The sequence below is a fragment of the Tissierella pigra genome, from assembly GCF_009695605.1.
GTDB classification, from domain to species: Bacteria; Bacillota; Clostridia; order Tissierellales; family Tissierellaceae; genus Tissierella; species Tissierella pigra.
Genome location: NZ_VUNQ01000035.1, coordinates 1 through 12,078, shown reverse-complemented (window position 1 = coordinate 12,078; position 12,078 = coordinate 1). Strand labels below are relative to the sequence as shown.

Annotated in this window: 12 protein-coding genes and 1 riboswitch; all 12 genes read right to left on the bottom strand. The window is 31.0% G+C overall.

Features of this window, described 5'->3' with window-relative positions:
• Nucleotides 1–25: 25 nt before the first annotated feature.
• On the bottom strand, nt 26–529 hold the full coding sequence (locus tag FYJ83_RS13930) for a dihydrofolate reductase (protein WP_154441474.1): 504 nt from the start codon (nt 527–529) through the stop codon (nt 26–28).
• A 34-nt stretch (nt 530–563) separates the two neighbouring features.
• Entirely contained in the window at nt 564–1,685 is a 1,122-nt protein-coding gene (locus FYJ83_RS13925) for a metal ABC transporter permease (RefSeq protein WP_154441472.1), read from the bottom strand.
• On the bottom strand, nt 1,686–2,804 hold the full coding sequence (locus FYJ83_RS13920) for a metal ABC transporter permease (protein WP_154441523.1): 1,119 nt from the start codon (nt 2,802–2,804) through the stop codon (nt 1,686–1,688).
• Between the two features lie 18 nt (nt 2,805–2,822).
• Nucleotides 2,823–3,557 (bottom strand): metal ABC transporter ATP-binding protein, encoded by a 735-nt coding sequence (locus tag FYJ83_RS13915; protein WP_154441470.1) that lies wholly within the window; start codon nt 3,555–3,557, stop codon nt 2,823–2,825.
• A gap of 28 nt (nt 3,558–3,585) precedes the next feature.
• Nucleotides 3,586–4,512: a metal ABC transporter solute-binding protein, Zn/Mn family gene (locus FYJ83_RS13910; RefSeq protein WP_154441468.1), complete on the bottom strand. Its 927-nt coding sequence runs from the start codon at nt 4,510–4,512 to the stop codon at nt 3,586–3,588.
• A 3-nt stretch (nt 4,513–4,515) separates the two neighbouring features.
• Nucleotides 4,516–4,917, bottom strand: coding sequence for a metal-dependent transcriptional regulator (locus tag FYJ83_RS13905; protein WP_154441466.1), 402 nt, complete (start codon nt 4,915–4,917; stop codon nt 4,516–4,518).
• Between the two features lie 137 nt (nt 4,918–5,054).
• Entirely contained in the window at nt 5,055–6,245 is a 1,191-nt protein-coding gene (locus FYJ83_RS13900; RefSeq protein ID WP_154441464.1) for an aspartate kinase, read from the bottom strand.
• A gap of 15 nt (nt 6,246–6,260) precedes the next feature.
• Complete coding sequence (locus FYJ83_RS13895) at nt 6,261–7,490, bottom strand: homoserine dehydrogenase (RefSeq protein ID WP_154441462.1); 1,230 nt, start codon at nt 7,488–7,490, stop codon at nt 6,261–6,263.
• Between the two features lie 16 nt (nt 7,491–7,506).
• Nucleotides 7,507–8,379 (bottom strand): homoserine O-succinyltransferase, encoded by an 873-nt coding sequence (locus FYJ83_RS13890; RefSeq protein WP_154441460.1) that lies wholly within the window; start codon nt 8,377–8,379, stop codon nt 7,507–7,509.
• Nucleotides 8,380–8,511: 132 nt separating this feature from the next.
• A riboswitch (SAM riboswitch) is annotated at nt 8,512–8,619 on the bottom strand.
• Between the two features lie 213 nt (nt 8,620–8,832).
• Entirely contained in the window at nt 8,833–10,047 is a 1,215-nt protein-coding gene (locus FYJ83_RS13885) for an RtcB family protein (RefSeq protein ID WP_216584596.1), read from the bottom strand.
• Between the two features lie 33 nt (nt 10,048–10,080).
• Complete coding sequence (locus FYJ83_RS13880) at nt 10,081–11,094, bottom strand: acyl-CoA thioester hydrolase/BAAT C-terminal domain-containing protein (protein ID WP_154441458.1); 1,014 nt, start codon at nt 11,092–11,094, stop codon at nt 10,081–10,083.
• A gap of 200 nt (nt 11,095–11,294) precedes the next feature.
• Complete coding sequence (locus FYJ83_RS13875) at nt 11,295–11,882, bottom strand: GNAT family N-acetyltransferase (protein WP_216584595.1); 588 nt, start codon at nt 11,880–11,882, stop codon at nt 11,295–11,297.
• Between the last annotated feature and the right edge of the window lie 196 nt (nt 11,883–12,078).

Below are 12,078 nucleotides of genomic sequence, written 5' to 3'. Positions count from 1 at the left end.
AACAAACTTGTTCCGCTGGGAATATTTATTTAACTCTAATATAGTCTACATATTTATATTCTAAGTCATCTTGTCTATCTATTTCTGATTCTTTTACTATTTTCCAATCATCTAATAAGTCTAAGTTTGGTATGAAGGTATCTGCTCCTTCAAAGGAGTTAAATATTTTAGTTATATACGCTTTATTGCAATAGGAAATGGTTTGTTTAACAATTTCCCCTCCCCCTATTATGAAATTCTCCATGTCATTATTAGGGTTTAATTCCTCTAGCAATGGAAATAAGTCTTCTAAAGAATTAATCACAGTTGCACCTTCAGCTTTATAGTTCTTATCTCTAGTTATTACAATATTTATCCTATTAGGCAATGGCTTTTTATCTGGTAAAGACTCAAATGTTTTTCTTCCCATTATAATAATATTTCCCTCTGTAAGTCGTCGAAATCGCTTTAAGTCTTCTGATATTTTATATAGCATATCTCCGTCATATCCAATGTTCCAATTATTATCTACTGCAAAAATTAAAATCATATAGCCTCCTGCAAATTTATTATATAGTTTTATTTTAGAATCCAGATACTATTTCCTCATAGCTTTTTATAGCATATTCTCTACCTGATTCAGTTAGTTTTATTATATCATCTTTTATATAGATTTTCTCCTTATCTTTAAGTTCTTTTATTATTAATTTCAAAAATTTCTCATTCCATTGTAGATGCTCCTTAATGGTATAAATCCCACTCTCTAAAGCCTCCTCCTCTTTACCTTCATGGTTATATATATGAAACATTAAAGATTTTCCTGCAAATTCTATTTTTTGTCGTTTTCTTCGACTAACAATAGTTAATAATCCTCTGCTAGGTGAAAATATAAAGACCAACAAGAATACTACTCCTGTCATAACTGCCATAGAGCCTGCTATGGAAACATCTAAAAAGGAAGCCAATTGGTATCCTAAAATTCCATTTAATCCACCAATCAATCCACTTAAAATAATCATACTTTTTAGATTATCTGTAATTAGATATGCTGTAACTGGAGAACCTATCATAAAAGCAATTACTAGAATAGATCCTACAGATTCAAAAGCTCCAACAGCAGTTATTGAGACTATGGTCATCAAACTATAATGTATCAAAGCAGGTGAAAATCCTAAAACAGTTGCTAATGCAGGATCGAATGTTGCTATTTTAAGCTCTTTAAAGAATATTATTACAAATAAAAGATTTATTATTAAAATACCTCCCATGGAATAAATTGCCTTCGCCCCTATATCTATTCCAAATACCTTCATACGGTTGAAAGGTGCAAAGGCAAGCTCTCCTAATAACACAGAGTCTGTATCTAAATGAACCGAACTAGCATACTTAGATATAATTACTATGGCTATACTAAAAAGCAAAGGAAATACTATTCCTATTGCCGAATCTTCAGATACTAGTTTAGTATTATTTAACATCTCTGTTAAAAATACAGTAATAACTCCCATTAAAGCAGCTCCTACTATTAGAAAAGGAGAGGTTAAACTATTTACCATAAAAAATCCAATTACTATTCCTAATAAAATCGTATGGGTTATAGCATCTGACATCATAGACATTTTTCTAAGAACTAAAAATACACCTGGGAGGGAGCACGCTACTGCCACTATAACTGCTATGATTTGAATTTCCATTTGTGGTGACATCTATAACTCCTCCTTTTTAAAATAATTTTCCACATATTCTAATCCCTTTTCAGTAATTGCCCATTTATTGAAGTAATCCTTCTTAGCAAGACCTCTACTTCCTAAGGATTCTAGTTTCTTTGTAAGTTCTTTTGCTGATTTTACAGTCATAGATTTATCTGGTTTTATTATAGAGATATTGTGACTATGATTCAAATCTTCATGATTCATAGCTAAACGATAGAGATTCACTAGAACCTGGTCTTCATTTATGGTCCTTTCCTTCTTTCTATTTCTAAAATATTTCCATATCAAACCTCTATTAGGTGCAAAACATAAACTAAAAATTACTATTATACTTATAACGATTACTATCATTGGACCAGTAGGTAATTTTGAAACTAAAGAGCTTAATATAGTACCAATAACTCCTGATACAGCTCCAAATAGAGCCGATAAAACTACCATAACAGATAATTTATCTGTCCACTGCCTAGCAGCTACAGCTGGGGCTGTAAGCATGGCACTCATTAAGATAACTCCTACAGTTTGCAAGCCTATAATAATAGCTGTTACTATCATAATAAAAAGTAATGTAGTTATTTTTTTGGTAGAAAAGCCAAGACTTTCAGCAAAATCGCTATCAAATGAGACTATTTTAAATTCTTTCCAGAATATGACAATCAAAGTTATTAAAACCACTCCCAATATACCCATTATTTGTATATCTCTCTTTAATAGAGTAGATGCCTGACCAAAGATGAAATTTTCTAAACCTGCTTGATTTGCATTTGGTATTTTTTGAATATAAGTTAAAAGAACAATGCCACCTCCAAAGAATACCGATAGTATCAATGCCAAGGCACTATCAAATTTAATTCTTGAATACTTCACTATGGAAAGAATAATAAATGTAGATAGTAATCCTGAAATCAAAGCTCCTAAAAGAAGTATCTCTGTTCTTTTACTTTGAGTCATTAAAAATGCCAATGCAATTCCTGGTAAGGCAGAGTGAGAAACCGCATCTCCCAATAAACTTTCCTTCCTTATAACAGCAAAGCTTCCCAAAACCCCTGATATTATCCCCAGAAGTGCAGAGCCTAGGGATACAATCTGTAAAGTATAATCTGTTAATATCATATCTAACAACTTTCTCACCTACCTCTTTAAAATTTGCCCTGTACTTCTATAAGTCTTTCTTAGATTTTCATCTGTAAATACTTCACTAACAGGTCCACTGGCTATAATCTGAGTATTTAATAATACCACCCAATCAAAATACTCTTCCACAGTTTGAAGATCATGGTGAACAACTATTATGGTCTTTCCCCTTTCCTTCAATTCCTTTAAAATGGATATTATAGCCTTTTCAGTCTTAGCATCTACACCTTTAAATGGCTCATCCATAAAGTATATATCTGCATCTTGAACCAATGCCCTTGCAAGAAATACTCTCTGCTGCTGTCCTCCAGATAGCTGTGATATTTGTCTATCTGCAAATTCTATCATATTTACCTTTTCTAAGGCTTCTCTTGCCTTTTTCTTATCTTCTTCCTTAGGTCGTTTTATCCATCCTATTTCCCCATATCTCCCCATAAGAACTACATCTAAAACATTTGTAGGAAAGTCCCAGTCTACAGATTCAGACTGGGGTACATATCCTATATGTTTTCTTTGGGACTTATAAGATGCCCCATTAAATAATACATTTCCTGATACTGGCTTTATTAAATCCAACATAGCCTTTATTAATGTTGACTTTCCTGCTCCGTTAGGTCCTACTACTGCCATTAAAATGGATTTTGGTATATTAAGATCAACGTCCCATAAAACGGGCTTTGCTTCATAGGCAACTGTCATATCTTCGACCTCTATTATATAATCAAGATTCATATTTCATTCCTCCTTGCCAATTATTCAATTATTTTAAGGCATCAATAATTGTATCTATATTTGCCTTAAATGTTCCTATATAGGTTTCATCATCAGTTCCTGCATCACCTGTAGAATCAGAATATAGTTCTCCTCCTATTTCCACTTCAAATCCCTGAGCCTTAACAGCTTCTTGCAATGCTTCAATACTCTTTCGTGGCACTGATGACTCAACAAATATTGCCTTAATCTTTCGTTCCACAATAAACTTTGCCAATTCACGAACATCAGATGTCCCTGCTTCTGAAGCAGTACTTATGCCTTGTAGCCCCTTAACTTCAAACCCATAAGCATTCCCAAAATAATTAAAAGCATCATGGGCAGTTATAAGAACTCTATTTTCCTCGGGAATTTCAGCTATTCTTTTGTTAATATATTCTTCAAGCTTATTAAGCTCTCCTAAGTATTTCTCTAAATTACTCTCAAAATCCTTTGTATGTTCTTCATCTAGTTCTTTAAGTCCTTCTGCCACAGTTTTTGCTGCTTCCTTCCAAAGCTTTACATCAAACCAAATATGAGGGTCGAAGCTTCCAGGACTTGAAACAAAATCAATAAAATTTGATTCATCTATATCTTGTGTCACTGCTAAAACTACTTTCTCACCAGCTTCTATATTTTCAAATATCTCTCCCATTTTTCCCTCTAAATGAAGACCATTATAAACTACCATATCTGCATTTTGCATTAGCTTCACATCTCCTGCACTGGCTTTATATAAATGAGGGTCAACTCCTGGTCCCATTAACCCTTGAACATTTACATATTCTCCTCCAATGGATTTTACAAGGTCTGCTACTAAAGTAGTAGTGGCTACCACCTTATATCCAGTATCATTCTCCTTACTTGGATTTCCACATCCTGTCACAACAGCAGTTAATATGGATACAACCATTATTAAAATCAATATTTTTTTCATTACTTATTCCTCCCTTATTATTTTTGACCCATGGGGACATACCTTGGGATAATTTAAATATTCATCCAATTTTTCTTCCAGCTTTTTATTAGTTACATGCTCTAGTTTTTCTGCTTCATCATGTACTTCCTCAGAATTATATCCTAGTTTCTCCACAAGAAAAACCTCCCATAAAAGATGTCTCCTTCTGATTTTCTTAGCTTCTGTCACTCCGTATTCTGTAAGCTTTATACCTTGATATACTGTATATTCAACATAGCCATCCTGTAATAGTTTTTTTATCATCTCTGATACAGAGGGAGGTGATATATTAAGGGCTGTGGCTATATTCTTATTACTAACTTGCTCCTTGTCACCACCAAGCTCGTATATTGTCTTTAGATAATCTTCTTTGCTTATATTCATATTCTTCCTCCATGGTTATATTATGTTAGGCATGCCTAACTTATGTATATAATACCCTTTCTTTTAGAGTTAACACAAAATATTTAGAATAAAAAAGATAATCTCTGTTTAATACAGAAATCATCTTCTTATTTATTTTATAAATTAAAAGCTTGGGCTATTCTGCTGACTAATGCTTTTATATCTCCACCTTCAAAATAATAGGATAAGCTTAGTTCAGATGTACAGAATTTCTTATATTTCATACCAAATTCTTTTACTATATCGAATATCTCTGATGTGACTTTAGCTTGATTTATTCTCCCAGTACCTACTATGGATATTCTAGTAGTATGGTTTGTTTCCACATCTATAAATCTATCTACATTGTTTACTATATCCTTCTTTATGGAGGGAAATAATTTCATATACTCTTTAGAACATATAAAGGATATATTTATATGTTCATCTATTAAATTGTTTTCTGTCATCCCAATATCTAAATTATATCCTCCTAATATTCTAAATACATTAGATAATTCCTCTATTTTATTTGGAATATTTTTTATCCTTACCTCTACTTGATTATCATCTACCAACAATGATAATATTTTCAATTCTTCCATGCTTTCCCCTCCTATCTTCGTTCCCAACTGTTCTTTGAAGCTATTTCCAACATATATTGGTACTTCATACCTCTTTCCCAAGGCTAAAGCTCTTTTATCAACTACCTTAGCACCTAATCTAGCCATTTCCAGGGCAATATCATAATTTATTTCTGATATCTTACAAGACTCTTTATATAACTTAGGATCAATGGAATATATTCCATCTACATCTGTATATATTTCACAAGGACAGTTAAATTTAGCAGCTAAAGCTACAGCTGTAGTATCAGAACCCCCTCTTCCCAAAGTTGTAATATCTCCTTTTTCATTAACTCCCTGAAACCCTGCTACAATTACTATATTTCCTTCTTCCAAATATTTCTCTATTACATTTTTTTCAATATCTTCTATACTTGCCCTAGTATAATTTCCTTTAGTATTTATTCCAGCTTGTGTTCCTGTTAAAGAAACAGCCTTATGACCCAAAGTATTTAATGCCATGGATAATAAGGATATTGTACGCTGTTCTCCTATGGATAACAATACATCTAATTCTCTTTCCATAGGCTCTGAAGATATTTTTTTTGCTAATTCAAGCAATCCATCTGTATCTTTTCCCATAGCTGAAACTACAACTATAATATTTTTAGTACTTTTCTTTCTTTCAATTATTTTTTTAGCAATTTGAATGATTTTATCAGTAGTTTCTACTGAACTCCCTCCATATTTTTGAATAATCATGAAATCACACCCTTTTTACACTTCTAATCTTGCAGTGAAATAATCTTTCTTGTCTATCTTGAACAACTCTGCCATTCTTTCTAATTTTTCTTTTGATATGGATTTAGTTGTAAATATAATACTCTCTTGCTTTTCGAGCATATTCTCTATAATCCCATTATCCTTAATATATTTTTCTATTTTATCCCCAATATTTTCTTTAGTATCAATTCTCATATAATATTTTCCTTTATATAATCCGTTCATATTATCTAAATTCACATTCATTCCTAAATTTACTTTTGGATAAGTATTGGTTGTAATATCTATTAAATCACTTAAGACCGCATTAGCTGTAGGAAATCTCCCAGCACCTTCCCCAAAAAACCTTAATTCTCCGACCATATTTCCTATAAAAGAGACTAAATTTTTAGCATTATCAACTTTACCTAAATAAGAATCTTGACTCAAAATAACTGGCTCAACAGAAGCATAATATCTATTATGATTTAAAACTGCTGTACCTAATAGCTTAATTGTGCAATTCATATTTTTTATATTTCTTATATCTTTAAAACTTATACTATTGATTCCATAACATGAGATATTATCTTCATTTATCCTGTCTTTAAATGCAATAGTAGATAAAATTCTAAGTTTTCTTCTAGTATCATAGCCTTCAATATCATCAGTAGGGTCTGCTTCTGCATAACCTAAGTTTTGACTTATCTCTAGGGCTTCTGTGAAACTTAAATCATCTGTTACCATCTTTGTCAGTATATAATTTGAAGTTCCATTTAAAATTCCTTTTATTTGTTGTATTTCATTTATATTTATTTGCTCCTGTAATGGTTTTATAATTGGAATTCCTCCACCTACACTAGCTTCATATAGAAAAAACTTGTTATTTTTCCTTGCTAAATCCGTTAACTCCTCTAAATGTTTTGCTACTACAGCTTTATTTGCTGTGATTACATTCTTCCCTCTACTTAATGCTTCCTTTATATATTCATAGGGCTTATCTAAACCACCCATAACTTCAATAATTACATCAATACTATTATCTTCCATTATTTCATGAACATCTGTAGTAAGCTTTCCTCTATTTATTTCTACATCTCTTATTTTCTCTATGTCCTTTACCAGTATCTTAGATATATTAATTTCCTTTTTTATAAGTTTCTCTAAATAGTCCTTTCTTTCTTCTAATATCTGTACAATGCCTACTCCTACTGTTCCCAATCCTAATAATCCAATATTTAACATTGCTACTCCCCTTTCCTTATACTAAATAATATCTTATCCAATTATTTATTAATCTCTGTGAATGATTCCTCCATGTATTTTTAGGTATTACAGAAAAATCATCATCGGGAAAATAATTTTTAGGCAAATTAGGTACTAATCCTTTATTTCTATCTCTCTTATATTCATTTTTCAAAGTATCTGTATTATATTCTGGATGTCCTGTAATATATATTGCCTTTCCTTCCCTTTCAGCTAATATATGTATTCCCACATCATTAGATTTAGATAAAACCTCTAATTCTTTTATATCTCTTATATCCTCCTCTCTAATTTCAAAGTATCTAGAATGTGGGGTGATTATTTCTTGTTCAAGTCCTTTAAATAACGGAGAATTTCTTCCTATGATTTCATGACTAAATATTCCTACTACCTTTTTATCAATGATATGTTTAGGTATTTTATAGTTATAATACAGTCCTGCTACTGCTGCCCAACATAGGTATATAGTGGACTTGACATATTTATTAGAATAATCCATTATAATCTTTAACTCATTCCAATAAGATATATCACCAAAATCCACAAATTCTAGGGGAGCACCTGTTATTATCATGCCATCATAATTTGTATTTTTTATTTGCTCTAATGTTTTATAAGCTATTTCTAAGTAATTCAAACTTGTATTTTTAGGTTTATGTGATTTTACATATAGAAAATCTACTTGTATATCTACAAAACTATTTCCCAATAATTTCAATAGTTGATATTCAGTATCCAATTTATTTGGCATTAAATTTAATATCAATACTTTCAGCGAGTCCTGAAAGTCTCCTTGAAAATTAATGTCTATATTATCCTTTCTTAATAGATCTATTGCTGAAATATTTTCATTGATTACTAGACCCATCTATTACATCCACCTATATATAATCTGTCATTTAAACATTTGATTTCCTTTTTCATCCTTTATTCCTCCTTTTATAATTGAAAAATCCCTTCTAAAATAAGAAGGGATTTTTATATAAAAATATAATTCCGCTTCTTATCTCTCAGCTTTCGCCGCAGGAATTAGCACATTTTTTAAGCCATAGCTTAAAACTGTTGCTGGGTTTCATTGGGCCAGTCCCTCCACCTCTCTAGATAAGAAAATATTAAATTGTAATTAAAAAAACCTTCCTAGCCAATGCTAAGAAGGTAGATTCACGAATCTATATTATCGGCATTAGCAGAACCACCTTGTTAAATAACAGGTTGGTGTAGGGTCATGGAGCTAATTCTCTACCCTAACTCTTGATAAGTAAAGCTATTAAGTTATTAATCATATTAACATAGAGGTGTAAATATGTCAACAATATTTTCCCTATGCCTTAAAATTATATATTGGTTTTATTATATCTACAATCTCAACAGTTTCACCAATATTATTGAGAATTTCCTCAATTGGTTTATATGCAAAAGGAGATTCATCTAAGGTATATTCATTTACTGATGTGGAATATATCCCTTCCATACTTTTTTTAAAATCATCTAAATTGACAGATTCCTTGGCAACGTTTCTGCTCATAAGCCTTCCTGCACCATGAGGTGCTGAATAGTTCCACTCTGGGTTTCCCTTTCCTATGGCGATTATAGAGCCATCTCTCATATTTATAGGGATTAAGACCTTCTCTCCCTCATAAGCTGATATAGCACCTTTTCTAATAATATTATCTTTAAAATTAATATAGTTATGAATGGTTTCAAAGTAGGTAAACTCATGTAATCCTTTTTCAAATAGAGATTGTAAAATAATATCTGCCATCATCTCTCGATTTAAACTTGCATATTCTTGACAAATCTTCATATCATGTAAATATTTTTCTCTATATTCTCCAGTTAAATAACATAGTGCTTTTGGGTAGCTAGGCTGAAGATTATCATATTCCTTTTTCAGTTCTTCAAGCACCTTCTTTATTTCTTTTCTTTTACCTTCTGCTTTATATCCAGTAATTATTTCATCTCTTTTAATAAAATAATCTTCTTTTCCACTACATAAGTCTATGGCCAGTCTTTGATATATTTCTGCAACTTGCTTTCCTAGATTTCTGCTGCCTGAATGGATTACTAAGTATTTGCTGTTCTTACTATCTACTGCAATTTCAATGAAGTGATTGCCCCCTCCTAATGTTCCTATGCTTCTTTCAATTCTTTTAGTATCTTTCAAATCTCTAAAACAATATAAATTATTTAATTTATCAAACTTGAATCTTCTTTCATTATGAGTAGATTTTCCTGATGGGACTCTTTTGTGTATTATATCATCTAATTTAGGTAAATCTATATCTATATTTCCTAGTTCTACAGTAATCATACCACATCCTAAATCTACTCCAACAATATTAGGTATTACCTTATCACCCATACACGCTGTAAATCCAATTACACAACCCATACCTTGATGTACATCAGGCATTATTCTAACCTTAGAGTCCTTAATGAAATCTTGATTTAGTAATTCAATTATCTGCTCCTTTGCACCCTCTTCAAGATTATCAGTAAATACCTTTGCTATATTATATTTTCCTTGTAATTCCACAAAACCACCTCTTCTAAAAACATTTTTCTTTTCCTAATTATCGTGCCATATTTTAAGAGTTTCAAGAACTATCTTTTTACTATTTAGGTCTGCTTCAATATTAGCATCTAAATTTCCACCGTTAAACATATTATTCATTATTATCATTGGACTCCCAAAACTATGCCCTGCGTCCTTATTTTCATAGATCATAACTTCCTTCTTAGCATATTCTTCAATAACTTTAGACATATCTTTTGAATTCCAGACCTCATCATTAGTTCCATAAAATATCAATATCCTTGCATTGGAATCTTCTACCTTAATTCTTGACTCTTCTAGGTTAGAGCTGTTTTTTATAATAGCATCAGAACCTATTATATTTTTATATGGTTTATTTAAACCGTAACAAAGAGACAACTGAATGAATGGTATACCTTTAACTTCTCCATTAAGATATTCTAAGGGCTTACCTTCATATATCCAAGCTGGATTTCCATAATCTATTCCACCAAAAACATAAGATGAAGGAGCAAATAATACAACATTATTGATACTATCATAATATGTAGACATCAATAAAGCTAACTCAGCTCCACGGGAAATGCCTACTATAGTAATCTGATCAATATTTTTACAATTTATTTTTATATAAGAATAAATTTCTTCATATATCTCCAAAGGAACTTTGCTTAGATTTTCAGATTGCCCCTGCTGACCAAAGTAATATACTGCAACAACTTCATATCCATCACTTGATAAATAGTCTGCCATGGTCTCATATATGCTTCCTTCTGACCCGCCAAATGTAATTACAACTCCTTTATGATGGATTTCATTAGGAATATAATGTAGTCCTCTAATATAATCTCCATTTATTTTTTGCTTTACAGTTCTAATATTCTTAGGACTCAGTTTATATAAATCACCTCTCTTAGGATGTTTCTTAAACTCTGAAATTGCTTCAGTAGCTTTTGATTTATTAATATTTCTTGAAATTACTATAAAGGCTACTGCTAATAATATTATGATTAAATTTATTACCAATATCCTTAATTCTCTTTTCATAAAATACCCCCTTTGCTAATTCCACTATCCCCATTCAATTATATTCTTATGTATTAATACCTTCTTTTCTATAATTATATAGTAATTTTATTATATCATAATTACCATGGCTGTTATAAATTGGCATACAAATTTAATTGAACATCAAAAATGTTCAACCCTCCATAGACTTGAACATTTTTTCAATGGAAGAATTACTTTCACTGATTTTTACTAAGTTTATAATGATGAAATTCCTCATTTTCAATCTCAATAATATTTATATACTCAAAGCCACATTTTTGAATTACTCTATTTGAAGGTATATTACGCGTTAAGGCTATTGCATTTAGCACCTCAACATTAGTATTTTCAAATAAATATTTTACTAATCCCTCTGCTGCCTGAGTGGTATATCCTTTAGACCTATAATCTTTTGAAATAGCATAGGCTATCTCTCTATTTGGTAAAGGTAATTCATCCTTTGGTCCTGTACAACACCATCCTATAAACTCATTTGTTTCCTTTAATATAATACCTAGATTCAACCATTGCTCTCCAATGTTTGGAATAGCTTTTAAAAATTTCTCGTTACTTTTCATATGAAAATCTATTAGCCATTTTTTACGTTGCTCCTTTGTCCCTTTCCAATCAGGTAAATAGTCTGTTATTTCAGGTTGTAACGTAAGATTATATAGCTCATCTAAGTCCTCTAATCTAAACTCTCTTAATACTATATCTTTACAATCTATAGTAAAGACTTCTTTTGAACCTATTTCCTCATTATTCATAACTTTACTCTTAGACATAATTATTATTCCTCCTTATTGTTTTTCTTCTTTAAAGATATATTGGCATAACTTTACCTCCTACAAAAAATAAAAAGAGCGTCTACGACGCGTTAAATATTTGCGTACTATACTTCGATTTGAAAATTAAATTTTTCTGCTCATGTTAATATTCTATTTATTTTTGGTATAAATAAATTGGTGATAATATGAGCAG

Bases quoted from the DNA above. Each gene is read 5' to 3' on its own strand.
- FYJ83_RS13930 (WP_154441474.1), bottom strand. From the start codon at position 529: ATGATTTTAATTTTTGCAGTAGATAATAATTGGAACATTGGATATGAC.
- FYJ83_RS13925 (WP_154441472.1), bottom strand. From the start codon at position 1,685: ATGTCACCACAAATGGAAATTCAAATCATAGCAGTTATAGTGGCAGTA.
- FYJ83_RS13920 (WP_154441523.1), bottom strand. From the start codon at position 2,804: ATGATATTAACAGATTATACTTTACAGATTGTATCCCTAGGCTCTGCA.
- FYJ83_RS13915 (WP_154441470.1), bottom strand. From the start codon at position 3,557: ATGAATCTTGATTATATAATAGAGGTCGAAGATATGACAGTTGCCTAT.
- FYJ83_RS13910 (WP_154441468.1), bottom strand. From the start codon at position 4,512: ATGAAAAAAATATTGATTTTAATAATGGTTGTATCCATATTAACTGCT.
- FYJ83_RS13905 (WP_154441466.1), bottom strand. From the start codon at position 4,917: ATGAATATAAGCAAAGAAGATTATCTAAAGACAATATACGAGCTTGGT.
- FYJ83_RS13900 (WP_154441464.1), bottom strand. From the start codon at position 6,245: ATGATTATTCAAAAATATGGAGGGAGTTCAGTAGAAACTACTGATAAA.
- FYJ83_RS13895 (WP_154441462.1), bottom strand. From the start codon at position 7,490: ATGTTAAATATTGGATTATTAGGATTGGGAACAGTAGGAGTAGGCATT.
- FYJ83_RS13890 (WP_154441460.1), bottom strand. From the start codon at position 8,379: ATGGGTCTAGTAATCAATGAAAATATTTCAGCAATAGATCTATTAAGA.
- FYJ83_RS13880 (WP_154441458.1), bottom strand. From the start codon at position 11,094: ATGAAAAGAGAATTAAGGATATTGGTAATAAATTTAATCATAATATTA.
- FYJ83_RS13875 (WP_216584595.1), bottom strand. From the start codon at position 11,882: ATGTCTAAGAGTAAAGTTATGAATAATGAGGAAATAGGTTCAAAAGAA.